Source organism: Bacillus sp. FSL K6-2431 (assembly GCF_038005165.1).
Classification (GTDB): Bacteria; Bacillota; Bacilli; order Bacillales; family Bacillaceae; genus Bacillus; species Bacillus pumilus.
The window spans coordinates 1635057-1658612 of the sequence record NZ_JBBOSQ010000001.1 but is presented as its reverse complement, the minus strand read 5'-3'; the positions used below and the strand labels follow the sequence as shown (position 1 = coordinate 1658612).

Annotated in this window: 24 protein-coding genes; 16 read left to right on the top strand and 8 right to left on the bottom strand. The window is 44.1% G+C overall.

Translation table 11 applies throughout. The annotated features are described in order from the left end of the window. Positions 1-11 precede the first annotated feature (11 nt). Positions 12-1436: a MocR-like transcriptional regulator GabR gene (gene gabR, locus MHH40_RS08320; RefSeq protein ID WP_340900920.1), complete on the bottom strand. Its 1425-nt coding sequence runs from the start codon at positions 1434-1436 to the stop codon at positions 12-14. Between the two features lie 108 nt (positions 1437-1544). On the opposite strand from gabR, the gene gabT reads away from it, so the two are divergent. Genes gabT through MHH40_RS08305 form a run of 3 tightly spaced genes read left to right on the top strand, consistent with a single transcriptional unit; the run spans position 1545 to position 5640 of the window. Further along, a complete protein-coding gene (gabT, locus tag MHH40_RS08315; protein WP_340900919.1) occupies positions 1545-2861 on the top strand; it encodes a 4-aminobutyrate--2-oxoglutarate transaminase in 1317 nt (438 codons plus the stop codon). Positions 2862-2882: 21 nt separating this feature from the next. Next, the gene (locus MHH40_RS08310; RefSeq protein ID WP_340900918.1) at positions 2883-4271 is read left to right on the top strand and encodes an APC family permease; all 1389 of its coding nucleotides are present in this window, start codon (positions 2883-2885) and stop codon (positions 4269-4271) included. Beyond that, positions 4246-5640 (top strand): NAD-dependent succinate-semialdehyde dehydrogenase, encoded by a 1395-nt coding sequence (locus tag MHH40_RS08305; protein ID WP_253621852.1) that lies wholly within the window; start codon positions 4246-4248, stop codon positions 5638-5640. Before MHH40_RS08310 ends, MHH40_RS08305 begins: the two co-directional genes overlap by 26 nt. A 48-nt stretch (positions 5641-5688) precedes the next feature. On the opposite strand, the gene MHH40_RS08300 is transcribed toward MHH40_RS08305, so the two are convergent. The 3 genes from MHH40_RS08300 to MHH40_RS08290 all read right to left on the bottom strand — a co-directional run bounded on the left by MHH40_RS08300 (position 5689) and on the right by MHH40_RS08290 (position 8748). After that, positions 5689-6285: an NAD(P)H-dependent oxidoreductase gene (locus MHH40_RS08300; RefSeq protein ID WP_137055609.1), complete on the bottom strand. Its 597-nt coding sequence runs from the start codon at positions 6283-6285 to the stop codon at positions 5689-5691. 197 nt (positions 6286-6482) lie between these two features. Then, a complete protein-coding gene (locus MHH40_RS08295; RefSeq protein ID WP_003214390.1) occupies positions 6483-7097 on the bottom strand; it encodes a YcnI family copper-binding membrane protein in 615 nt (204 codons plus the stop codon). A gap of 16 nt (positions 7098-7113) precedes the next feature. After that, the gene (locus tag MHH40_RS08290; RefSeq protein WP_212046377.1) at positions 7114-8748 is read right to left on the bottom strand and encodes a copper resistance CopC/CopD family protein; all 1635 of its coding nucleotides are present in this window, start codon (positions 8746-8748) and stop codon (positions 7114-7116) included. A gap of 506 nt (positions 8749-9254) precedes the next feature. Here MHH40_RS08290 and MHH40_RS08285 point away from each other — a divergent pair. The 5 genes from MHH40_RS08285 to MHH40_RS08265 all read left to right on the top strand — a co-directional run bounded on the left by MHH40_RS08285 (position 9255) and on the right by MHH40_RS08265 (position 14816). Continuing rightward, on the top strand, positions 9255-10697 hold the full coding sequence (locus MHH40_RS08285) for a PTS mannitol transporter subunit IICB (protein WP_212046378.1): 1443 nt from the start codon (positions 9255-9257) through the stop codon (positions 10695-10697). Positions 10698-10792: 95 nt separating this feature from the next. After that, positions 10793-11227 (top strand): PTS sugar transporter subunit IIA, encoded by a 435-nt coding sequence (locus MHH40_RS08280; RefSeq protein ID WP_012008933.1) that lies wholly within the window; start codon positions 10793-10795, stop codon positions 11225-11227. Between the two features lies 1 nt (position 11228). Beyond that, entirely contained in the window at positions 11229-12350 is a 1122-nt protein-coding gene (locus MHH40_RS08275) for a mannitol-1-phosphate 5-dehydrogenase (RefSeq protein WP_340900917.1), read from the top strand. 97 nt (positions 12351-12447) lie between these two features. Next, a complete protein-coding gene (locus MHH40_RS08270; RefSeq protein ID WP_251191116.1) occupies positions 12448-14196 on the top strand; it encodes a methyl-accepting chemotaxis protein in 1749 nt (582 codons plus the stop codon). Between the two features lie 227 nt (positions 14197-14423). Continuing rightward, entirely contained in the window at positions 14424-14816 is a 393-nt protein-coding gene (locus MHH40_RS08265; RefSeq protein ID WP_034664057.1) for a RidA family protein, read from the top strand. Positions 14817-14847: 31 nt separating this feature from the next. Here MHH40_RS08265 and MHH40_RS08260 read toward each other — a convergent pair whose 3' ends face one another. Genes MHH40_RS08260 through MHH40_RS08250 form a run of 3 tightly spaced genes read right to left on the bottom strand, consistent with a single transcriptional unit; the run spans position 14848 to position 15808 of the window. Continuing rightward, the gene (locus tag MHH40_RS08260) at positions 14848-15087 is read right to left on the bottom strand and encodes a DUF2651 family protein (protein WP_003214096.1); all 240 of its coding nucleotides are present in this window, start codon (positions 15085-15087) and stop codon (positions 14848-14850) included. Between the two features lie 25 nt (positions 15088-15112). Further along, positions 15113-15406, bottom strand: coding sequence for a DUF5316 domain-containing protein (locus MHH40_RS08255; RefSeq protein WP_137055614.1), 294 nt, complete (start codon positions 15404-15406; stop codon positions 15113-15115). Between the two features lie 24 nt (positions 15407-15430). Then, entirely contained in the window at positions 15431-15808 is a 378-nt protein-coding gene (locus MHH40_RS08250) for a VOC family protein (protein WP_268459643.1), read from the bottom strand. Between the two features lie 184 nt (positions 15809-15992). Here MHH40_RS08250 and MHH40_RS08245 point away from each other — a divergent pair, with 184 nt between their 5' ends. From MHH40_RS08245 to MHH40_RS08210, 8 genes are all read left to right on the top strand, one after another. Next, the gene (locus tag MHH40_RS08245) at positions 15993-16262 is read left to right on the top strand and encodes an excalibur calcium-binding domain-containing protein (RefSeq protein WP_003214076.1); all 270 of its coding nucleotides are present in this window, start codon (positions 15993-15995) and stop codon (positions 16260-16262) included. 103 nt (positions 16263-16365) lie between these two features. After that, complete coding sequence (locus MHH40_RS08240) at positions 16366-17145, top strand: Cof-type HAD-IIB family hydrolase (protein WP_372585407.1); 780 nt, start codon at positions 16366-16368, stop codon at positions 17143-17145. A gap of 172 nt (positions 17146-17317) precedes the next feature. Beyond that, the gene (locus MHH40_RS08235) at positions 17318-18076 is read left to right on the top strand and encodes a LamB/YcsF family protein (protein ID WP_003214363.1); all 759 of its coding nucleotides are present in this window, start codon (positions 17318-17320) and stop codon (positions 18074-18076) included. A gap of 26 nt (positions 18077-18102) precedes the next feature. Further along, the gene (locus tag MHH40_RS08230) at positions 18103-19320 is read left to right on the top strand and encodes an NRAMP family divalent metal transporter (protein ID WP_050945512.1); all 1218 of its coding nucleotides are present in this window, start codon (positions 18103-18105) and stop codon (positions 19318-19320) included. A 5-nt stretch (positions 19321-19325) separates the two neighbouring features. Then, the gene (locus tag MHH40_RS08225) at positions 19326-20117 is read left to right on the top strand and encodes a putative hydro-lyase (RefSeq protein ID WP_268459646.1); all 792 of its coding nucleotides are present in this window, start codon (positions 19326-19328) and stop codon (positions 20115-20117) included. Between the two features lie 18 nt (positions 20118-20135). Continuing rightward, the gene (gene pxpB, locus MHH40_RS08220; protein WP_268459648.1) at positions 20136-20882 is read left to right on the top strand and encodes a 5-oxoprolinase subunit PxpB; all 747 of its coding nucleotides are present in this window, start codon (positions 20136-20138) and stop codon (positions 20880-20882) included. Continuing rightward, positions 20879-21892, top strand: a complete 1014-nt coding sequence (locus MHH40_RS08215) for a 5-oxoprolinase subunit C family protein (RefSeq protein ID WP_268459650.1) — start codon at positions 20879-20881, stop codon at positions 21890-21892. Before pxpB ends, MHH40_RS08215 begins: the two co-directional genes overlap by 4 nt. Positions 21893-21906: 14 nt before the next feature. After that, on the top strand, positions 21907-22668 hold the full coding sequence (locus MHH40_RS08210) for an IclR family transcriptional regulator (RefSeq protein ID WP_050945516.1): 762 nt from the start codon (positions 21907-21909) through the stop codon (positions 22666-22668). A 45-nt stretch (positions 22669-22713) separates the two neighbouring features. Here the strand turns inward: MHH40_RS08210 and MHH40_RS08205 are convergent, their stop codons facing one another. Then, complete coding sequence (locus MHH40_RS08205) at positions 22714-23349, bottom strand: FMN-dependent NADH-azoreductase (RefSeq protein WP_003214444.1); 636 nt, start codon at positions 23347-23349, stop codon at positions 22714-22716. Positions 23350-23556: the final 207 nt, after the last annotated feature.

Genomic DNA, 23556 nt, shown 5'->3' with positions numbered 1-23556 from the left:
AGCTGGCTGTTTTATTTCCCATAAATCGACTCATACAGTCGTTTTACCGCCGGCTCAATATCCTCTGGTCGCATATGAGAGAAGCCAAGAACGAGTGGAACAAAGCCTTCCTGATGCCCCGGTAATTGCTCATCAAGGGTAAAACGGTCCATCCCATACATTTTCAGCTTTCTTTCTTTCGCACGCTGTAAAATCTCATGCTGCGTGCGGTTTGAACGGAACTCTGCGATAAAATGAAGTCCAGCATTTTCCCCAATAATCCGCACGTTGTCAGCAAACACCGTGTCGAGCTCTTCAATGAGTTGCTTCCGCTTTTCCTCATATAAACCATTCATTTTTTTGATATGTCGCTGATACGCCCCATCCTTTATAAAATGAAGAAGGGTGTATTGTGTAAAAAGGTTGGCTGTTTGAATGAAGAAGTGCTGTTCTTCTTTATAACGTCTCAATAAATGCTGCGGGAGCACCATGTAACTTAGCCTTAAGCCTGGCAGCAATGATTTTGAAAAGGTCCCCATATAAATGACTTTGTCATATCGATCCAAACTTTGCAGCGCTGGAATGCTGTCAGTCCCATACTTGAATTCACTGTCATAATCATCCTCAATGATATAACGGTCATGCTCATCGGCTGCCCAGTTTAAGAGCTGAATCCGCCGGGAAATTGGCATAATCACCCCTGTTGGGAATTGATGTGAAGGGGTAATGATCAACACATTCGGCTCTTTCTTCTGAATGTCACTCATCCGCACTCCTTTTTGATCAATGCCAATCGTTTCAATTCGGTGATGATTGTTTTTTAGCATTTGATAGAGCCGGCGATAGCCAGGGTTTTCTAACCCGTATACTTGATCGGCTGGAAGAATGCTTGATAACGAATGGATAAGTGACTGCGTGCCTGCACTTAAAATGAGCTGTTCTGGATAGCATTTGACTCCTCTTGCCAGCCCGATTAACCGGGCAATCGTTTCCCGAAGCTCGTACACACCTTGTGGATGTGGAAGCTCGCCAAACGCTTCTTGGTGGAGGCTGATCGCCTTTTGTTCACTTTTCAACCAGCTTTTAAAGGGAAAATGAGTGGTATCGACTGAGATATGTGAAAAGGAATACCAATCGTCCCGTGCAATCGGCTCTTCCTTTAAATCTGCTGGGAGTGTAGAGGATTTCAGCTGACCTGATTCATGAAACGTTTCTAGTGATTCCACGAAAAAACCTTTGCGTTCAACCGAATATAAATATCCCTCGGCAAGCAGCTGCTGATATGCGCCATTCACTGAATTGACGCTGACATTTAAAGTATCGGCTAACTCTCGTTTGGAAGGTAATTGATCATGCGGCTGAAGATTTCGATTTAAAATTTCACCTTTAATTTTCGTGTAAATTTGATGATAAATAAATCCGTTTGCCCCTGTTTGGTCTAGTTGAATTGTCAGCATCTTGTCATTCCTTCCTCTCTGGTACCATGAAAAAAATGATATTGGTACTTTCTATCATACCAAAAAATATTCAGAATAATAAAAAAGACATAAAGGGGATGGATGACAATGAGTCAAACGACAACAAACCGTTTTTCAACAGAGGAATGGCAGGGGAAAAGAGATCAATATGTCGCAAGAGGCGTGAGTAATGGCAACCGTCATCTTGCAGCAAAAGGGAAGGGAGCCGAGCTGTTCGATATCGATGGGAAACGTTTTATCGATTTTGCCGGTGCTATCGGTACGTTAAATGTAGGGCATTCACATCCAAAGGTTGTGGAAGCCGTCAAAGCACAGGCAGACAGTCTGATTCACCCAGGATTCAACGTGATGATGTACGAATCGTATATTGAATTAGCTGAAAAGCTATGCCGCCTCACACCAGGAGATCATGACAAGAAAGCCATTTTTCTCAATTCAGGCGCAGAAGCCGTTGAAAATGCGGTGAAAATTGCACGTAAATATACGAAAAGACAGGCAGTAGTCTCGTTTACAAGAGGCTTCCATGGCAGAACGAATATGACGATGAGCATGACGAGTAAGGTCAAGCCATATAAATTTGGGTTCGGACCATTTGCGTCAGAGGTGTATCAAGCGCCATACCCGTATTACTATCAGAAGCCAGAAGGGTTAAGCGATGCAGCCTACGATGAGTACATCATTGATCAATTCAATCAATTCTTCGTCGCTGCCGTTGCACCAGAAACCGTTGCGTGTGTGGTCATGGAGCCAGTCCAAGGGGAGGGCGGATTCATTGTACCATCGAAGCGTTTTGTACAGCACGTTGCTTCATTCTGTCAGCAGCACGGGATTGTGTTTGTTGCAGATGAGATCCAAACAGGCTTTGCGAGAACAGGGAAATATTTTGCCATTGAGCACTTTGATGTGGTGCCTGACTTAATCACGGTGTCAAAATCTCTTGCAGCTGGCCTGCCGCTGAGCGGTGTCGTCGGCAGAAAGGAACTGCTTGATGCGGCAGATCCAGGGGAGCTAGGGGGAACATATGCAGGAAGTCCATTAGGCTGCGTGGCAGCACTAGCGGTTCTTGATATTATTGAAACAGAACAACTGAATCAACGATCTGAGCACATCGGACAAGTCATTGAGGAGAAAGCAAATGATTGGAGAACAACGTATCCATTCATTGGGGAAGTCCGCCGGTTAGGGGCAATGGCGGCCATTGAAATTGTGGAAGATCAAACAACGCGTACACCAGATAAGAAAACAGCCGCAGCGATTGCAGCCTATGCAAACAAGCACGGACTACTCTTATTAACGGCAGGGATTAATGGGAATATTATTCGCTTTTTAACACCACTTGTCATCACAGATGAGCTGCTTCATGAAGGACTAGGGATCATCGAGGACGCCTTCAAAGCACGCTAAACAACAAAGGGGGATGGTTGTATGCAAAAACAACAAATGGCAAAAACCATGTCGCAGTCTGACGTACTGTTTTTATCCATAGGTGCAATGCTTGGATGGGGCTGGGTTGTACTTTCGGGAGATTGGATTTTAACAGCTGGATTTTTAGGCAGTGTGATTGCCTTCGTTATAGGCGGTATTCTCGTCATCTTTATTGGACTGACGTATGCTGAGCTTTCGTCTGCGATTCCAGAGACAGGCGGAGGGCTCGTCTTTGTCCAGCGGGCATTTGGGATGAAATCAGCGTTCGTCTCAGCATGGGGCGTATTGTTTGGTTATGTGTCCGTCATTACGTTTGAGGCTGTTGCCTTGCCGACAGTTATTGATTATGTGATTCCAACACAGCATGTTGGCTTCCTATGGAATATAGGGGGATGGGACGTTTATTTCACATGGGTATTGATTGGTTCTGGCGGTGCACTGTTTTTAACAGCACTGAATTACATTGGGGCAAAGCCCGCAGCCATTTTTCAGTCTGTGTTCACAGTAGCGATTATTTTGACAGGCTTTCTCCTTTTAGGCGGCGCGACTTTTAATGGAGATTTTGCAAACCTTGAGCCAATGTTTCAAGGCGGGGTTGGCGGGCTTATGGCCGTGTTAGTCATGATTCCTTTTTTATTCGTTGGGTTTGATGTGATTCCGCAAGTAGCAGCAGAGATTAATGCGCCGAAGAAAATCATTGGGAGAATTTTAATTATCTCCATCGTGAGTGCGGTCGTATTTTACCTACTTATTGTCATTGGGGTAGCTGCGGGGCTATCAAAAGGACAGCTTGAAGCCTCTTCATTGGCGACAGCAGATGCCATGGTGCAGCTTCTCGGTCATCAAGCATTTGGGACAGTGCTTGTCATTGGCGGTGTAGCAGGGATTGTGACGAGCTGGAATGCTTTTATCATCGGTGCAAGTCGTATTCTATACGCGATGGCGGAAAGAGGCATGATTTCCAAGTGGTTTGCGTATATTCATCCAAAGTATAAAACGCCAACAAATGCTATTCTATTTCTTGGTGCTTTGGCTTTTTTCGCTCCATTATTAGGGCGCCCTGCTCTCGTATGGATTGTCAATGCAGGCGGTGTCGGGATCATCGTCGGGTACTTAATTGTGTCCATTGCCTTTATGAGACTTCGCAAAGTAGAACCAGAGCTTGAGCGTCCGTACCGCATTAAGTATTGGCGAACGACAGGCGTTTTAGCCATCGGGCTGAGTCTCCTGTTTCTTTCATTTTATTTTCCAGGGATGCCGGCCTCCTTATCATGGCCAACTGAATGGATATTGCTTTTAGGTTGGGCACTCATTGGGTATATACTATATGTAATGAATCCAAGAACGAAGGAGACGGTAGAGCATGACAAACGAACTCAAAGTGTATAATCCTGCAACAGGAGAAGAAATTGCTTCAGTTGCTCAGCATACAAAAGAACAGATCGAAGACGCCATTTCTCGCTCACATCAAGCATTCAAAGTATGGGCAAAAACGTCAGCACATGAACGTGCCAATATCATTCGCAAGTGGTTTGATCTCATGATTGAACATAAAGAAAGGCTCGCAAAAATCATCACGGAAGAAAACGGGAAGCCGTATCAAGAAGCATTAGGCGAAATCGTTTATGCTGCTGGATATATTGAATGGTACGCAGAGGAAGCCAAACGAATCTACGGCAGAACCATTCCGTCACATACGACGAACAAACGCCTTTTTGTCACAAAGCAGCCAGTTGGACCTGTTGCGGCCATTACACCGTGGAATTTCCCAGCAGCCATGATCACGAGAAAGGCAGCACCAGCACTTGCAGCGGGCTGTACCTTTATTGTGAAGCCTGCCGAAGATACGCCGCTGACGGCTATTGAACTTGTAAAATTAGGCCACGAAGCCGGAATTCCAGAGGATGCCCTGCAATGGGTGGTTGGAGATGGAAAAGAAGTCGGTGAAATATTCACAGATAGTCCATTGATTCGCAAAATCACGTTCACAGGCTCAACGCCAGTCGGAAAGCATTTGATCAAAAACAGTGCAAGTACAGTCAAGCACGTATCAATGGAGCTTGGCGGTCATGCCCCGCTCATCGTAGACAAAGATGCCAATCTCGAACTAGCTGTCAAACAAGCAGTGGCATCTAAATTCCGTAATGCAGGACAAACCTGTGTTTGTGCCAACCGCTTAATTGTGCATGAAGACATTCATGAAGCATTTGCTCAAGTCTTTAGCAAAGAGGTCGAAAAGCTGAAAGTGGGAAATGGCTTTGAAGAGGGCACATCCATCGGCCCAATTATCAACAAGCGTGGCTTTGATAAAATTGTCAGCCAAATTCAAGATGCAGTCGATAAAGGGGCGAAAATCCTTGTCGGCGGAGATACGCATTTCGATGATGACAAGTCGTATTATTTTGTCCAGCCAACGGTTCTCACACATGTGGACCCTTCCATGAACATCATGCATGAAGAAACCTTTGGACCAGTGGCACCGATTACGACGTTCAAAACGCTAGATGAAGCGATTGAATTAGCGAACGATACACCGTTTGGTCTTGCAGCTTATTTCTTTACAGAAAATTATCGAAACGGCCTCTACATCTCAGAGAATCTTGATTACGGGATTATTGGCTGGAATGATGGCGGCCCATCGGCTGTTCAAGCACCATTCGGAGGAATGAAAGAAAGCGGAATTGGCCGTGAAGGCGGCATCGAAGGGATCGAACCTTATTTAGAAACCAAATATGTATCCATTGGTTTAGACGAATAGACGTGAAAAAGACTGTCCGAATAAGGAATCTCGGCAGTCTTTTTTATGTTAAACAGCCGGCGGAAAAAGCTGCTCCACCGTTTCTTTTGTTTCTTTCAGAATGTCGTGGATGTAATCTGCTGGTGCCTGCTCCATGCTGCTGAACAAAAGTCGTTCAACAGGCTCAACACCAATAAAATTGAAGACTTCTGTATCTGATGTCATTCGGTGAGAAGCGGAAACGATCCGGTTAGAGTCAAGAAAGGTCCTTGGAGCATCGTGCGTGTTGATAATGACCCCTTTTTTGTGCCGAAGCAGGTTTTCAATAGCCCCATGCTCATTGATTTGATAAGCGAAGCCCTCAGAAAAAACGCGTTCTACATAGCCCTTTAGCATAGCGGGTAAGCCTGTCCACCAAATGGGGAAAATAAACGTTAGGACATCTGCTTGCTGAATTAGCTTCTGCTCTGTTTGAATGGCAATTGGGACATCTCCCCGTTTGATCGCAGCCTTTTCCAAGATGCTTAGTTCTGGTGAAAAACCAAGAGCATAAACATCACGAACAGTCACTTTATGACCATTGTTCAAAAGAGTGCTGACAACAAGATCTAATAAGGTTTGATTTAAGCTTTGCTGGGGATGAGCAAATATAATTAGATGGTTCATCTTATAGCCTCCTAGGTGGTCATGTGTCTCATTATGGCATGCGTCATCATCCTATTCAATCCTATATTGGTAATAATAGGTTGGGAAAATGGAGGTTGATCGTCCAAGCTTGCAGGCAAAGCCTTGCATCTCGTGTTCAGGCAAGGTGGAAAGAAACAAAGCGATCGTCTCCGTGAAAACGATCGCTTACGAATCAATTATTTCTTTCTAAAAGCAAGCACAAGCGCAATCAGTGCTACGACTAGAGCAGCAATGGACAACCCTAGCACAAGTGGTGAAGAAGAATTGGAGGCTGTTTCAGATGCCTTTTCTTCTTTTGGTTTTTCTTGACCATGTGAATCCGTTACCGTATTAGATGCGACAATGTTTGTGATCGAATGCGGCTTATCAGCATCTTGATCGCCAGTCCATTCAACGACCGTTCCATCCTTATAATATTGATACGCATCCCATGCAGCTTCCCCTGCTTTTTCAGGGTTTTTCGCTACAAAAACGAATTGCTGGAACTGTCCGGCAAGCACGCCTTTACCGGTTGCTTCCCAAGTCACTCTTGTCACCTTGCCATCTTTTTCTTCAGTTGACGTTTTCCATCCAGAGACTGGCTCATATTGTTGGAATTCGACGCCTTTAGGTATTGTCAAGACAACCTTAGTCGTTGGGCTGTCACTCTCAGAAGGAACTTTTAACGTATAGGTTTCCCACGCATTTGTCGCAGACGTATCAGGTTTGACTGTGACGTGAGCACTTACAGGAATCGCCAATAAAAATGAAGCGAGAAGCATTGGTAATAAAGCTTTAACGTATTTTTTCATATGGTATGAACTCCTTTTAGTTTCTTCTAATAAATGTGGTATCAATATTTTCAAAAGAACCAGTTAACGCATGGATGTCAATTTTCCAAGTACCTTTTTCATTTAACAAGAGGTTTTCAGCAGAGTAATGACCATTTTTTAATCGTTTCAGCTGAAATTCACTCGGTTTCTCTTCACCGAATAAGGTGACTTTATGGATCTTGGCTGACACAGATTGAATATCAGTAATCGTTTGTCCATCCTTCTTCGTAAATGCGACCTCGAATGTGTTTTTGCCCGGGGCATTAGGGGTAATGCTCATGGACACAATGTCACGATGCTCCACTTGGTTTGCGCCGAAGAACGGCTCAGGTGCAGGCGGAGGAGGGCTCGGGATATTGGTGAATACAGCTGTTAATAACAAGATAGCGATTCCGATGATCCACTCAGCTCGTAACGAAACGTTTTGTTTCTGTTTCTTTTCCCATCTTAGCATCAAGTAATGGACAAGCCCAAGAAGGCCCATCAAGATAAATAAGCCAAGCTTGATTAAAAAGGTTCGTCCGTATGCTGATTCGAAAAGAGCATCAAACGATTGCAAAATAAAGATCGCATTTACAAATCCTGAAAACACAATGAGTCCAACAGAGAGCAGTGCCCAAGGGTGAAACGCTGTTAACGTATTCCGTAAGAGCGGCTGATCTTCATTTGGCAGCTTCTTCAACAATAAAAGCACAATAGCTGTTAAACCACCGACCCAGATTGATGCAGAAACGAGATGGATGAAATCAAGTGACGTTGTCAGTATTTTATTATCCGTTGCTGCTGGATGTCCAATTTGTGCCTTCAGCCAGAGAAGTACTGCGAATAGGAGCAGTGGAAACAACCATACCCGAAAAGAAGTGAAATCCCCTTTTTTCATCGCAACTAGGCTCCAAATGGTTAGAAGCACAAATGACACCATGAGCATCATCCACAAACTACCGCCAGAAGTCGATGCAATGGTTTCTTGTAAAAGCGCTGGCTGAAATGCTCCCCAAAAAGACACGTCTGCTGCTGATTTTGTTTGAATCGGCAGCTGGAACACGAGTGCTCCGCCCATCATGACCAGTGACAATGTCAAAAGCCATTTCATTCTTTTCGCTAATACAGGTGAAATGGCTGCTTTAAACCAAAACAGTCCAAACAAAATGGTCCCGAGAAATAAGCTAAACGACGTATAAAGAAAGGCTTTGTCAATGGTTGAGGCAACATCGATGGATTCATTCGTTTGACCTTGATCTAATTGGTCAAAACCGCCATCCGCTTTGCCAATACTAAACGGGATCATGCCAGAGACAGAGTGCCCGTCTGCTGATACCGCATTCCATTGAATGGTGTAAATTCCCTTTGGTAAACCCTTTTTTAAAGCAGCTTCCATGATTTTTTGATCTTTGATGACCGTATCACCTTGATCCACACGATCCCCTTTTGCATTTAGCACCTTAATGGCATGAAATCCACTTTCAATTCCTTCACTAAATGTGATAGAGACCGAAGGAGGCTGCTTCTCCAGCTCTTCATTTGCTGCTGGATTCGAGCTGACGACGTATGCATGGGCAAATGCTTCCTTTGGAATGAAAAAAGCAAACGTAACGATAAGGAGCAGAAGCCACTTACTATGTTTCAACAAGTGTATAACCGCCTTTCTACCTATGAAAATGTCTCATGTATCAGAAAGAAAGCGGCAGTAAACTGTGAGTCACAGAAAAAACCGCTCCTCCTATTGTGCCGCTCACTCTAAAAGGTAAACGAAACAAACAGCAAGATGGTTCACTTTTTCTGTGTCATGTCTGCGCAGACATTTCTTGATTGAATAGGTTTGATCATGTATAAGCCTATTCGATTTAAGAAGAGGAAACAAGAAGTGACGATTTGAAAGTTGTGAAATTCCAATGAATTTTGCGTCAAAACCACGGCACATCAACTTTTTTACTCTATTTGTCCTATGCTCTGACAGAGAATTCACATCATATTTCAATTTTGTCACACACTAAGTGACAAAGTGACATTTAGTTTCAATTGAAGAGAAAGTGAAAGCGTTTTACGATAAGGTTAAGGGCTTCACTGACACTTGTTCTTATATCTTTTGACCTATAAAGCCCTAAATAAAGGGAAAGAAGAAAGGAGTTTTCATAGATGCAGGAAAAAAGCGGATTCCGCGTAAAAGTACAGCGCTTTGGAAGCTATTTAAGCGGCATGATTATGCCGAATATTGGAGCATTTATCGCTTGGGGACTCATTACGGCATTATTCATTCCGAGTGGCTATTGGCCAAATGAACAATTAGCTTCACTTGTTGGCCCAATGATCAACTACTTACTGCCGCTCTTAATTGGTTACACAGGCGGTAAACTCGTATACGACCATCGAGGCGGGGTACTCGGTGCAACTGCGACGATTGGGGTCATTGTCGGTTCGGACATTCCAATGTTTTTAGGTGCCATGATCATGGGACCACTTGGCGGTTACTTGATTAAGAAAATTGATCAGCTCTTCAAAGATCGAATCAAATCGGGCTTTGAAATGCTTGTGAATAACTTTACGGCAGGGATTTTAGGTGCCATTCTTGTCGCGATTGCCTTCTACGCCATCGGACCAGTGGTACTTGGTCTAAATAAAGCCCTTGCGGCAGGTGTAGATATCATTGTGAATGCACATTTGCTTCCGCTAGCAAGTATTTTCATTGAACCAGCGAAAGTCTTGTTCTTAAACAATGCGATTAATCAAGGGATCTTAGGTCCTTTAGGAGTAGAGCAAGCGGCGAAGACAGGGCAGTCCGTTCTGTTCTTGCTTGAAACAAACCCAGGGCCAGGTTTAGGTGTTCTACTTGCATACATGTTCTTCGGAAGAGGGAATGCAAAGCAGTCTGCACCGGGTGCGATTGTCATTCAATTTTTAGGAGGAATTCATGAGATTTACTTCCCGTACATCTTAATGAAACCAAAGCTCATTTTGGCGGTGATTGCAGGGGGAGCGAGCGGCGTTCTGACCTTTACCCTGTTAAATGCAGGCTTAAAGGCTGTGCCGTCACCAGGAAGTATTATCGCTCTCATGCTGATGTCACCAAAAGGCGGACATCTTGCTGTTCTAGCAGGTGTTGTCGTGGCTACCGTCGTCTCATTCCTTGTCGCTTCTGTGATTTTAAAAGCTTCAAAAGCAGTTGACGAAGACTTAACAGCAGCAACAGAAAAAATGCAGGACATGAAAGGGAAGAAAAGCGCAGCCGCCTCTGCTCTTACAGCACAAAAAGAAGACGCTGAAGCAAATGAGCAAGCAGCATCTCCAAGTGATGTCAATCCAGATGATGTGAACAAAATCATCTTTGCCTGTGATGCAGGAATGGGCTCAAGTGCGATGGGCGCATCCATCTTAAAGAATAAAGTCAAAAAGGCAGAGCTTGATATTGATGTGACAAACACATCCATCAGCAACATTCCAAATGATGCTGATGTGGTCTTCACTCATAAAGATTTAACAGACAGAGCCAAGGCAAAATTGCCAGGCGCTGTGCATATCTCAGTTGATAATTTCTTAAACAGCCCGAAATACGATGAGCTAATTGAGAAATTGAAAAAATAACATGGCGAAACGGGTTGAGTTCAATTTTTCTTCATTGAACTCCCCGTTTTGGTTGTTTTCCTGATTTTCCATTCTAAAAAAAGGTGTGATCATTCATGAAACAAGTACTATCAAAAGACAATATATTTCTTAACGAACAAGCAGGCTCGAAAGAAGAAGCCATTAAAAAAGCAGGCGAAGTCCTAGTGGCAAATGGCTATGTCACAAGTGATTATGTTGACAAAATGTTTGAAAGAGAAAATATCTCGTCTACATTTATGGGCAACGGGATTGCGATTCCTCATGGAACAGAGGATGCGAAAGCAGCTGTCCTTCATTCTGGGATTTCCATCATTCAAATTCCAGATGGCGTTGAATACGGCGAAGGAAATATCGCCAAAGTCGTCTTTGGCATCGCAGGTAAAAACAACGAACATCTCGATATTCTTTCTCAAATTGCGATTGTCTGTTCAGAAGAGGAAAATGTAGAACGCATCATCCATGCAAAGGATCAGGATGAATTGATCGCCATCTTTAACGAGGTGAACTAACATGAAGGCACTTCATTTTGGAGCAGGGAATATTGGCAGAGGGTTTATCGGTTCTTTGTTAAAAACATCAGGCTTTGAGCTTGTCTTCACTGATGTAAATGAAGCGGTCATCAACGAGCTGAATGCAAGAGGAGAATACACGGTTGAACTCGCAGCACCAGGTCAGAAGCAAGAAGTAGTCGGTCCAGTGACAGCGATCAATTCTGCACAAGACCCAGCGGCATTAACAGAGGCGGTGGCATCAGCCGATTTGATTACAACAGCTGTTGGACCAACCGTTTTGAAGATCATTGCTTCATCGATTGCTGAAGGATTGAAACAGAAAAAGCCTGACCATATCATCAACATCGTGGCATGTGAAAATATGATTGGAGGCAGCTCTCATTTAAAAGAAGCCGTTTTCTCTCATCTAACAGAAGAGGAACAAGAAGCGTTATCAAAAACAGTTGGTTTTCCAAACGCTGCTGTGGACCGCATTGTGCCGATTCAGCACCATGAGGACATTTTAAAAGTATCAGTCGAGCCATTTTTCGAATGGGTCATTGATGAGACTGGCTTTATTGGGGACGTTCCTCAAATTGACGGAGCGACCTTTGTACAAGATTTGACGCCGTATATTGAGCGCAAGCTCTTTACTGTCAATACAGGACATGCACTAGCGGCTTATGTCGGGTATCAGCAAGGCGTTCAAACGATTAAAGAAGCCGTCGATACACCAGAGATTCGCCAGGTGGTTGAAGGTGCACTGCACGAAACGGGCAGTTATTTAATCGACACATATGGCTTTGAAAAAGAAGAACATGATGTGTATATTCAAAAAATCATCAAACGATTCGAAAATGTTTTTATCTCCGACGAAGTCACTCGCGTCGCACGCTCTCCTCTTAGAAAGCTAGGAGCAGATGACCGTTTAATCGGTCCGGCGAAAAAGATCAAGCAGCCAGAGTACTTAATCAAAGGCATTGCTGCAGCTCTCGCTTATGACTTCGCCGAAGACGAAGAAGCGGTTCGTTTGCAGGTATTAAGAAAAGAAAAAGGCATTGAAGGTGTGCTGGAAGAAGTATGTGGCCTCACGCCAGCAGATGATCTCTATCAAGCCATTCTTAAAGAAACAGATCGATAATTAGAAAATCCCTTTCCAACGAGTGAAAGGGATTTTTTGATGACTTTTTAATACTTTACCCCGTTTGTCGATATATGAAGTAAGGGGGAATTTGTATATGAAAAGGAAAATGTTTGCGTCAAGGAGTGTCTTTTTTCAATTAATGTCTGCCATTATCGTCATCACGATCTTAACCGGCGGACTTGTTGGGACAACGGGGTATTTATTAGCGAAACATGTCTTAATTGATGCGGGGAAAGCAGATTTAAAGCACATCGTCAGCGGAGCAATGGCTACACTTGAACAGTTGAATGATCGTGTAGAGAAAAAAGAACTGACGCTCGATCAGGCACAGGAACAAGCCCGCATTTACTTGAGCGGGCCAAAAAATGACAACGGGAAAGGGTACCAATTTCAAAAGTCAGATTTTATCTATAAAAATAAAGGCTATCTTGTCGCATATGGAGCAGATTATTCCTCTCAAGTCCATCCTGTCAATGACATTGGCGTCATTCCAGATAACACGACCAATCGTGAAAAAATGGTCGCTGGAGCCAAATCAGAAGGCGAGGATGCACACTATGTGACCTATTTAGATAAGGACGATGCCACTGGGGAAGAAAAGCAAAAGCTTGCCTATATGAGCCAGTTCACGCCCTGGAATTGGAGTATCGGCATTGCCGTCTTTCAGGATGAATTTTATAAAGAATTAGAGCAGATGAAGCTCTATATCATGCTCATTACAGCAGGTGTCGCTCTTCTCAGTCTTGGCGTCTTTTATTTAGCTGCTCGAAGAAAGGTCAGACTGCTCAAACAAGTCACTGCTGCTTCAAAAGAAATTGCGGCGGGGAATCTTGAACGCACAAGTTTAAAAGAAACAACAGATGAAATTGGACAGCTGGCAAAAGGCTTTAATCATATGTCAGGAGAACTCCGGACACTTGTAAGCGGTCTACAGGAGACGAGCAGTCAACTCGTCGAATCAGCGACAGATTTATCAGCAATATCTGAAGAAACCTCAGCTAGCAGTGAAGAGATTGGCCGAGCGATTGGTGACATATCGACTGGAACACTTCATCAGGCATCGGACCTTGATGTAGCGAATCAACAAATGACCCAGTTCAATCAATCCATTGAGAACGTCAAAGAACAAAGTGACCAAATTAAACGAATCTCTGACCAATCGAATCAATCTTCGCAGCAGGGCCAGCAAATTGTTCAGCAATTAAAACAATCAAATGAACAATCCATTCAAGCGTCTCAAGGCATTAGAGCAGGCATTGAGCAATTAAGTACAAAAGTACAGGATATCTCTAAAATTACAGATACGATTGAAAGTATTTCAAATGAGACGAATTTACTTGCGCTGAATGCCAGCATAGAAGCAGCACGCGCAGGAGAGCACGGTAAGGGCTTCTCGGTTGTGGCGAGTGAAGTGCGGAATTTAGCAGAGCAGACAAAACAATCAGCAGTGCAAATTCAGCAAATGGTACAAGGCATTAAAGAAGAAACGACGGCAACAGCCGACATGATGTCAAACACAATGGATCGTTTCGCTGAGTTAGATGACGCGGTACATGCAACAGAACATGAATTCAATGCCATCTCTACGTCGATTTCACAAACCATCGTTGAAACAGACGCAATGGCAAAAGAGCTGAATGCATTACTAGAGCAAAACGACCTCATCACAAAAGCCATGCAAGGCGCAGCCCATATTTCTCAGGAAAATGCCGCTGCGATCGAAGAGATCACCGCATCCACAGACGAACAAGTGACAGCCATATCCAATGTGGCAAAAGCAGCAGAAAGGCTCAATGAACTAAGCATACGATTGAATCACGATATTGCGCGCTATCGTCTATAAACCATTTTGACTGAACGTCTCGTTTCAGGTACTATATAGATAATCAAAACCTTGCTCACGCAATCAAAAGGGAGTGTTCCGGTCATGAAAAAGAAAATATTGATGTTCTTACCTTGTGGCTATGGATACTCCACTGCTGTTTTCTTTTAGGATAGATAGAAATTGGTGAAGTCTGTCTACATGAAGAGAAATCTAGCAGAAAAATCAAAGTGAGTGAGGGAAATCATATGGAAAAAATCACAAGAAAAAACCCAGAAAGTATGCCGAAGCCCGTTGGCAGCTATAGTCATATCACAAGAGTACCAAAGGGCGCGGGATTATTTGTTACATCGGGTCAAGTCGGAACAGATATCGATGGACAGGTACCATCAAGTTTAAACGACCAGGTAACCAATACGTTTGAAAATATCAAAAAAATCCTTGAATCAGAAGGATTGAATGAAGAGCATGTCATCAAGGTCAATATATGGGCAACAGAAGAAATCGACTGGGATCATCTATATCCTCAGTGGGATACGATCTTCAAAACAGCTTACCCATCAATGACGGTTGCTTATGTATCAGCTTTAGGATGGCCGGAGCTGAAAATTGAAATTGAGCTATGGTGCGCCGATATATGATCAAAAAAAGAACAGTGCAAACTGTTCTTTTTTACTTGAACCGAAACCGCTTTGTCATCCATGCAGCGATCAACGTAAAGACGGTGTAGATGATGACCCAAATGAGAAAGGATTCATCCCCGCCAATGTATGTGTACATGAGAATGACGCTGGCTAACAGGACAATCAAAGTCGGCATCCAAACATTCTTCAAAAGCATTGTGCCAAAAATGCCAATCAGCACAGAAAGAATAGGGAAGCCAAATACAACGAATAAAATAAAAACAGCCATATGACGAACTCCTTTTAACAAGTGTTTACATTAAAAAATAAAAGATCGACACTGCCATGTGCGGAAGTGCAAAGATCATCATGAGAAAGGCCGTATCCAGACGCCACATGCGGTGTTCTTTCGTTTCAGAATGATAGGCGGCTCTTGTTTCATCTCCGCTTGTCCAAGCCCCCATTAGAAGCCCAGACATCATGATCCCGATAATAGAGATTCCACCACTGACCCATCCTATCCACTCATGGTGCTGCAAAATAATAGCGGCACTGCAAATCACAATCATTGAGCAAACACCGGCGATAAAGGCATGTTTTTTTCTCATACTGGTTCACTCCTTTAAACAGGATTAGGAGACGGCATCACATATTTCAATGAAATGACCATCAGGATCAGCGACATAAGCGACGGTTTGACCCCATGGTTTTTTTGCAGGTTCTTTGATGATCGAAACCCCTTTTTCCTTCATTGATGCAATGGTTTGTTCCACATCATCCACAACAAATCCAATCTCAAACGTTTGCGAGGATTGATTTGCTTCAGGGACAGGCAATCCAAGTGCATCTTTGACATCCTGACGCGAGTTAATCGATAATGTCACGTCCCCCGTGTCAAACTCAACATAGGATTCAACCTTAAGTTTCATAGGAAAGCCAAGTACATGTTGATAAAAATGAATACTCGCCTCAACATCGTTTACATATAGAATGGTATATTTCATTTTCATGTGAAAAACTCCTCTCTTCATATACGTGTCAAAACCGGAAAGGTTTCCCACTCAGTGTACCATATAGGATATAAAGCATGTTTCATTCCAAAAAAATCAATATATTTAGCTCGATAGTCTTGAAAAACAAAAAGTGGTGACATATGATAAAAATGTAAAAATAGAAAAAATAGGGGGATTCTACATGTTGAAAAAAATCATGGTGGCTGTCTTGTCCTTAGGTCTTTTACTAAGCGTTACACAAGTCGACACCCACACTGCAGATGCAAAAACAGTCAAGTCCTACAAAAACTGCAAAGCGCTGAACAAAGTCTATAAAGGCGGCGTAGCGAAAAGCAAAAACACGAAAAACAAAGGCGGCAAAACAAAGTACAAGCCGTATGTGTCAAAAGCACTTTACCAAAAAAATAAGCGACTTGACCGTGATAAAGACGGGATTGCATGTGAACGCTAAGCCAATGCGAAGAGACCTGTAACAAGGTCTTTTTTCTATGGGATCAAACTCGTCCCTTTGTGCCATCTCCCTCTTTATATTAAAATAAAGATAGTTACAAAAAATGATACAAAGTGGGGTACTCAATTTGTCCATTCAAGCTGATAAGAAAGACATCCGATTGATTGCCATTGATATGGATGGCACGCTGTTAAACAGTGAACACGTCATTCCAGAGGAAAATAAACAAGCCATTAAAGATGCTGAAGCAAAAGGGGTCCATGTGGTGATTAGCACAGGGCGGACGCTGATGACATGCCGAGAGCTGGTTGAGCCGCTCAAGCTGTCCTCTTACCTTGTGACAGCAAACGGAAGTGAAATCTGGGATTCAAACTTCCAGCTGATCGAACGAGATCTATTGCATCCTGATCATGTCCAAATGATGTGGGATCTAAAAAATAGGTACGAAACCGATTACTGGGCTTCCACTGTGGATAAGGTGTGGAGAGGTGAATTCCCAGAACGAATTCATGACCATGAATGGTTGAAATTTGGCTTTGATATTCATGATGATGACGTTCGAGAGGAAGTACTCAATACATTGAAAACAAACGAGCATCTAGAAATCACAAATTCAAGTCCAACCAATATCGAAGTCAACGCAGCTGGCATTAACAAAGCGGCAGCTCTTGCAAAGGTAGCAGAACGCATTGGCTGTACGATGGACAATGTCATGTCACTTGGCGACAGCCTAAATGATATGGCTATGATCCAAGAAGCCGGATTAGGCATTGCGATGGGAAATGCGCAAGAAGTGGTAAAAGAAGCCGCTGATTGGATTACAGCTCCTAACACAGAACACGGTGTAGCAAAAGCCATCCAGCATTGGGTGCTGTCTAAATAAAGAACATGATGAAAAAGCGAGAGGCGATATCCTCTCGCTTTTTTATGTCCTAGTTCTATTGTTATGTTTTCTGACAATGTCATGTGCAATCTATCCAAAATTGATATAATCAATACAAATTCGAATATTCGGACTTTATGTTCCGTTATTCGGAACAACAAGGAGGGATCCTATGTATCAAGTAGATATCAACTGTGATTTGGGAGAAAGCTTTGGTCAATATACTATCGGTTCGGATGAACAAATTTTAGAATATGTCACCTCAGCCAACATCGCTTGTGGTTTTCATGCAGGAGATCCAACAGTCATGAGAAAAACCGTCAGAATGGCACTGGATAAAGGGGTCCGAATTGGCGCGCATCCGGGTCTGCAAGATTTAGTCGGATTTGGCAGACGTCCAATGGCGATTTCAGCAGAGGAAGCCTATGATCTCGTCGTCTATCAAATTGGCGCTCTATCAGCCTTTCTCAAAGCAGAAGGCGGCACGATGCAGCATGTCAAGCCACACGGCGCCCTGTACAACATGGCGGCTAAAAATACTGAATTATCTGAATCGATTGCGAAGGCTGTGTATCATGTCGATCCAAGTCTTGTATTATACGGGCTTTCAGGCAGTGAACTTGCGATAGCAGGTGAGAGAATGGGTCTTCAAGTGGCGCATGAAGTATTTTCTGATCGGACCTATCAATCAGACGGGACGCTGACATCCCGCCGCGAACCACACGCACTCATTGAAGACGATGAACTGGCCGTTCAGCAGGTCGTTCGTATGGTGAGAGAAGGGAAGGTTCATACCGTTCAAGGGGAAGACATTTCGCTTAAAGCGGATACTGTCTGTATTCACGGAGACGGCATCCATGCGCTCCAATTTGCCAAAACTATTACATCAAAGCTAAAAGAAGCGAGCATTCATCTCAAAGCCTTTCAATAAAAATCGTCATCAAAGGGGGAAACAGCATGAAAAAAGAGGAAGTCAAGCACACGAAGGCACCAAAGGGGAACCGGTCTATGCTGATGGGCGCAGCCTTTTTAATGGCGACGTCCGCCATCGGACCGGGATTTTTAACACAAACGACTGTCTTTACACAGCAGCTGGCGGCTAGCTTTGGGTTTGTCATTCTCATCTCTATTTTGTTAGATATTTTTGCGCAAACGAATGTATGGCGCATCATCGCTGTGTCAGAAAAACGAGGGCAGGATATTGCAAATATGGTTCTGCCGGGTCTCGGCTATGTCCTGGCCGTTTTGATTGTCATTGGGGGACTTGCCTTTAACATCGGAAATATCGCTGGTGCTGGTCTCGGTTTTCAGGTCATTTTCGGAGTCGATCCGCGAATCGGTGCAGGGGTCAGTGCTGCTATTGCTATTCTGATCTTTGTGATCAAAGAGGCTGGAAAAGCGATGGACCGTTTCACACAGATAGCGGGTTTTGTCATGATTGGTCTGATGCTGTATGTGGCGATTTCAACAGCACCGCCAGTTGGAGAAGCGGCAGTGAGAACATTTGTCCCAGAGAAAATTGATATTTTATCCATTGTGACACTTGTAGGCGGAACAGTAGGCGGCTATATCGTCTTCGCTGGCGGACACCGCTTGCTGGATGCAGGTATTAAGGGGAAGGAAGCATTGCCCCAAGTGACGAAAAGCTCTATTTTCGGTGTCCTCATTACGTCCATCATGCGTGTAGCACTCTTTCTTGCTACATTAGGAGTTGTCGCAAAAGGCTTGCAGATTGATCCATCTAACCCGCCTGCCTCTGTATTTCAACTAGCTTCAGGAAATATCGGATATAAAATGTTTGGCATTATTATGTGGGCTGCGGCAATTACGTCCGTCATTGGAGCAGCATATACATCAGTTTCCTTCTTTAAAACCTTCTCGCCAAAAATTGAGCAAAATCAACGTGGCATTATCATCGGCTTTATTGCCCTCTCGACCATTTGTTTTATTACGATCGGAAGACCTGTGAACATATTGATATTAGTTGGGGCAATCAATGCATTAATCTTACCGCTCGCGCTTGGCACCTTGCTGGTAGCGGCTTATAAGAAAGACATTGTCGGGGATTATCGACATCCATTCTTTTTGACAGTATCAGGCGCATTTGTAGTTGTCATCATGGCAATGATGGGCGGATATACCATCATCAATGAAATTCCAAAACTATGGAGCTGAATCGAATGAATATCTATCAAACATATGAGCCTTCACAGATCAGAGAGTTGATTCGTAAAAAAGAAATCACAGGGCCAACGGCAGGCCTAGCAGAGGGATATGCTCAAGCCAACTTAATGATCGTCAAAAAGGAACTTGCCTTTGATTTTCTGTTGTTTTGTCAGCGCAATCCGGCTACATGCCCCTTGCTTGATGTGCTGGAGCCGGGTGATCCAGTGCCGAGACGGTCTGCACCTCAAGCGGATATTCGTACGGACTTTCCTAAATACCGTGTTTACCGAAAAGGGATTCTTCAAGAAGAGGTGTCAGATATCTCTGCTTATTGGGAGGACGATATGGTTGCCTTTCTCATCGGCTGCAGTTTTACGTTTGAGCATGCGCTCATGCTGAATGATATCCCTGTTCGCCATATTGAAAACGGCCATAACGTTCCGATGTATCAAACGAATATCGCTTGTGAAAGGGCGGGGGCATTTCATGGCCCGATGGTCGTCAGCATGAGACCCATTCCGGCGCATCAGATCACAAGAAGTGTACAAGTGACGTCTAGGTTCCCGTCAGTTCATGGTGGCCCCATTCATATAGGTGACCCAGCGATGATTGGAATTGACAATGTGGATCAGCCGGACTTTGGAGAACCATCTGTGATCAAAGAAGGAGAGGTCCCGGTGTTTTGGGCATGTGGGGTGACGCCGCAAGCCATTGTCATGCATACAAAACCAGACATTGCGATTACCCATGCACCTGGGCATATGTTCATCACAGATCAACGAGATCAACAGCTTGGTGTGCTTTAGAAAGAGAGGGGTCCTCAAGTGGCATTTTCAACAATAAAAAATTCTATCACCTTCCACCCGTTAGGAGATGCAGCGATTGTTATTCAAGCAGGAGCAGACATATGTGAAGAAATTCATGAGCGTGTTGTGCAGCTGTTTTCTTGTATTGAACAGCATCCATTTGCCGGATATGTGGAAGCTGTTCAAGCCTTTACAAACGTGACTGTTTTCTACGAGCCTTATACCGTTTATCAATCTGTCCATCTTCAACAACAAGATTTGTCCCCCTATGAATGGGTGAAAAGCTATATTGAAACACTCCTTGAAGAGAAATGGCAGGAGAGGGTTCAGGCTAAGCGCCGCACCATTGACATACCGGTCTGCTACGGGGGAGAGCTGGGCCCTGATTTAGAAGAAGTCGCCCGGATCAATCATTTAACACCAGAAGAAGTCGTGCGTATTCACACCGCAGGGACGTATCTTGTCTATATGATTGGATTTGCCCCAGGGTTTCCGTTTTTAGGCGGGCTGTCTGAAAAGATCGCAGCCCCGCGCAGGGAAACACCGAGAATGTCCATTCCAAAAGGATCTGTCGGCATTGCGGGAAAGCAGACCGGCGTTTACCCCATTTCCACACCTGGCGGCTGGCAGCTCATTGGACAAACACCGCTGCCACTCTTTCGACCAGACGAGAAAGTCCCAAGTCTATTGAGAGCAGGAGACGAGGTCAGATTTGTCCAAATGTCTGAAAAGGAATTTTTCAGCATGAAGGAGGCAGAACGTTGAGTATTCATGTCATCAAGCCAGGAATGTTCACAACCATTCAAGATAAAGGGCGGAAAGGCTATCAAAAGTATGGCGTCTTAACGAGCGGCGGCATGGATGCGCTCTCGCTTAGAATTGCCAACATTCTCACAGGCAACGAGGAAAACGAAGCCGTACTGGAAATCACATTAATGGGGCCGGGTCCTGTGTTGACATGTCACAAGGATGCGCTTATTGCAGTGACTGGCGCTGATGTGGAGATCGACATCGATGGAGAGCCAGCCCCTTTATGGAAGCCGCTTTTTATTCGAGCAAGAAGCACGATCACCTTTGGACCTTGTAAAAGAGGCTGCCGCGCTTACCTTGCTGTGGCAGGCGGATTCGATGTAGAGCCGGTGATGGAGAGCAAAAGCACCTATGTGAGAGCAGGAATCGGTGGACTGAACGGACGTCCGCTTGAAAAAGGAGACGTCCTGTCCATTGGAAAGCCTTCAATCGTAGCGGATCGATTGTCTGATAGACTCAAAAGCAATCTGAAGCAGTCGGCGTACAGCGCACCCGATTGGACTGTAAGTCATACACATTTTTTGCCGCTGCGGAAATCGCCCGTGATTCGGGTGCTGCCAGGGAGACACCTTTCTTTTTTTCAAGAAACATCTCAACACACCTTTTTTGAACAGCCTTACCAGGTCACGCCTCAATCAGATCGCATGGGCTGCCGCTTGAAGGGGGAGCCGGTTCATTTAAAAGAAAAGCTTGAATTGATTTCAGAGGCGGTTGCCTTTGGTTCTATTCAAATTCCTCCTGACGGTCAGCCGATTATTCTGCTGGCAGATCGGCAAACAACAGGCGGATACCCGCGTATTGGAGAAGTTGCGACGGTCGATCTGCCGCTCATAGCACAAGCGATGCCCGGGGCGAATTTGTATTTTAAGCGAATCGACCATCAGGACGCAGAGCAGGCGCTATTTAAGCAAGAAGCAGAACTGAAGGAGCTTGCTGCTAGAATCAAGCTGGAAGCATTCGTTTAGAAAAGGGGATGGCCATGCAAAATACAAATAAAACCGTCGTAAAATCAATGGAGATTTTGCGGTTGTTTATCGCTCGTGACCAATTAACGTTAAATGAAATGATCGAGCTTTCCAGCATGCCGAAAACGTCTGTGCACCGCATGGCGAGCTCTTTAACCGATATGGGGTTATTAGAAAAGCAAGATTCAGGTGCTTATCGGTTAGGACTGATGTTTCTAGAATACGGTCAGCTTGTGGCGGATCGCCTTGATATTCGGAGAATTGCGAGACCATTTATGGAAGGCTTGCGGGATGAAGTGGGAGAAGCTGTACAGCTCATCGTTCGTGAAGGAGACGAAGCCATTTACGTGGATAAAATTGAAGGGACGCAGCCTGTTCGTCTCTACACCGCCGTCGGCAGGCGCTCTCCTTTATATGCGGGTGCTTGTGCGAGAAGTATTCTCTCCTTTTTGCCAGAGAACGAGAGACTTGCCTATATCGATTCGATTGAGCTAGGGAAAATCGGAATCGGAACCATTACAGATAAAGAGGTTCTTCGAAACATACTGGAAGAATCAAATGAGCGGGGGTATACGTTAAGTTATTCGGAGCTTGAAAACTATACAGCTGCGGTTGGAGCACCTATATTCAATCACCTTGGGGAAGTCGCAGCAGGAATTAGCATTGCTGGGTTTGAAGCGGGTTATCAAAAGGAACGTCTTCCATACTTAATTGAACAAGTCAAAAAAGCCGCGAGCGGTATCTCCAGAGAATTAGGCTTTCATCTAGATAAATAAAAAGCCAATGACCGTTAAGATCATTGGCTTTTCGCGTTCAGTTTATTAGAAAGTTTTACCTAAAGCTTTTGCACGTTCGATTGCATCTGCTTTAATTTGCTCTGCTTTTGCAGGTTCAGCATTGTGACCTTCAACGATAAGACCTTCGAAAGAAGGAATTCCGAAGAAGCTCGCAATTGTACCAAGGTAACGGTGGCCTGCTTCAAGTTCAGCAGCAGGACCTTCAGTGTAGTATCCGCCACGTGCTTGGATGTGTAGAGCTTTTTTGTCTGTTAATAATCCAACAGGACCTTGCTCTGTGTATTTGAATGTTTTACCAGCTACAGCAACAGAGTCGATGTATGCTTTAAGAACTGGTGGGAATGAGAAGTTCCAAAGTGGTGAAACAAATACATATTTGTCAGCAGAAACGAATTGATCGCTTAATTCGTTTAGGCGTGCAACCTTCGCTTGCTCTTCAGCTGAAAGTGTATCGAAACCAGCACCTGATTGCAGCTTGCCCCAGCCAGCGAATACATCTGCATCAATGTGAGGGATGTTTTCTTTGTACAAATCGATATGTACAACCTCGTCACTTGGATTTGCTTCCTTATAAGATTCGATAAATGCTTTAGCAGTAGCCATACTGTAAGAAACTGTTTCATCATGCGGATGTGCAGTGATGTATAAAACTTTTGCCATGTTCATTCAATCCTTTCTGTTTCAGTGATTTTTTTAGCGTATCCCAAAGATACACTGAATATGTGGCATCTTTAATCATAGTGGAATGCTACGAAAAAGATGTAACAAGCACAGTTACATAAAAACTGATATTTTTATTGTAATCACAATGTAGTTTGAAGTCAAGGTATAAAGTCTCGAAATCAAGATAAAAAGTTTGTCAATTTT

What these genes read in the sequence shown, in the direction of transcription:
- gabR (WP_340900920.1), bottom strand. Translation starts at nt 1,436, where the DNA reads ATGCTGACAATTCAACTAGACCAAACAGGGGCAAACGGATTTATTTAT.
- gabT (WP_340900919.1), top strand. Translation starts at nt 1,545, where the DNA reads ATGAGTCAAACGACAACAAACCGTTTTTCAACAGAGGAATGGCAGGGG.
- MHH40_RS08310 (WP_340900918.1), top strand. Translation starts at nt 2,883, where the DNA reads ATGCAAAAACAACAAATGGCAAAAACCATGTCGCAGTCTGACGTACTG.
- MHH40_RS08305 (WP_253621852.1), top strand. Translation starts at nt 4,246, where the DNA reads ATGACAAACGAACTCAAAGTGTATAATCCTGCAACAGGAGAAGAAATT.
- MHH40_RS08300 (WP_137055609.1), bottom strand. Translation starts at nt 6,285, where the DNA reads ATGAACCATCTAATTATATTTGCTCATCCCCAGCAAAGCTTAAATCAA.
- MHH40_RS08295 (WP_003214390.1), bottom strand. Translation starts at nt 7,097, where the DNA reads ATGAAAAAATACGTTAAAGCTTTATTACCAATGCTTCTCGCTTCATTT.
- MHH40_RS08285 (WP_212046378.1), top strand. Translation starts at nt 9,255, where the DNA reads ATGCAGGAAAAAAGCGGATTCCGCGTAAAAGTACAGCGCTTTGGAAGC.
- MHH40_RS08280 (WP_012008933.1), top strand. Translation starts at nt 10,793, where the DNA reads ATGAAACAAGTACTATCAAAAGACAATATATTTCTTAACGAACAAGCA.
- MHH40_RS08275 (WP_340900917.1), top strand. Translation starts at nt 11,229, where the DNA reads ATGAAGGCACTTCATTTTGGAGCAGGGAATATTGGCAGAGGGTTTATC.
- MHH40_RS08270 (WP_251191116.1), top strand. Translation starts at nt 12,448, where the DNA reads ATGAAAAGGAAAATGTTTGCGTCAAGGAGTGTCTTTTTTCAATTAATG.
- MHH40_RS08265 (WP_034664057.1), top strand. Translation starts at nt 14,424, where the DNA reads ATGGAAAAAATCACAAGAAAAAACCCAGAAAGTATGCCGAAGCCCGTT.
- MHH40_RS08260 (WP_003214096.1), bottom strand. Translation starts at nt 15,087, where the DNA reads ATGGCTGTTTTTATTTTATTCGTTGTATTTGGCTTCCCTATTCTTTCT.
- MHH40_RS08255 (WP_137055614.1), bottom strand. Translation starts at nt 15,406, where the DNA reads ATGAGAAAAAAACATGCCTTTATCGCCGGTGTTTGCTCAATGATTGTG.
- MHH40_RS08250 (WP_268459643.1), bottom strand. Translation starts at nt 15,808, where the DNA reads ATGAAAATGAAATATACCATTCTATATGTAAACGATGTTGAGGCGAGT.
- MHH40_RS08245 (WP_003214076.1), top strand. Translation starts at nt 15,993, where the DNA reads ATGTTGAAAAAAATCATGGTGGCTGTCTTGTCCTTAGGTCTTTTACTA.
- MHH40_RS08240 (WP_372585407.1), top strand. Translation starts at nt 16,366, where the DNA reads ATGATACAAAGTGGGGTACTCAATTTGTCCATTCAAGCTGATAAGAAA.
- MHH40_RS08235 (WP_003214363.1), top strand. Translation starts at nt 17,318, where the DNA reads ATGTATCAAGTAGATATCAACTGTGATTTGGGAGAAAGCTTTGGTCAA.
- MHH40_RS08230 (WP_050945512.1), top strand. Translation starts at nt 18,103, where the DNA reads ATGAAAAAAGAGGAAGTCAAGCACACGAAGGCACCAAAGGGGAACCGG.
- MHH40_RS08225 (WP_268459646.1), top strand. Translation starts at nt 19,326, where the DNA reads ATGAATATCTATCAAACATATGAGCCTTCACAGATCAGAGAGTTGATT.
- MHH40_RS08210 (WP_050945516.1), top strand. Translation starts at nt 21,907, where the DNA reads ATGCAAAATACAAATAAAACCGTCGTAAAATCAATGGAGATTTTGCGG.
- MHH40_RS08205 (WP_003214444.1), bottom strand. Translation starts at nt 23,349, where the DNA reads ATGGCAAAAGTTTTATACATCACTGCACATCCGCATGATGAAACAGTT.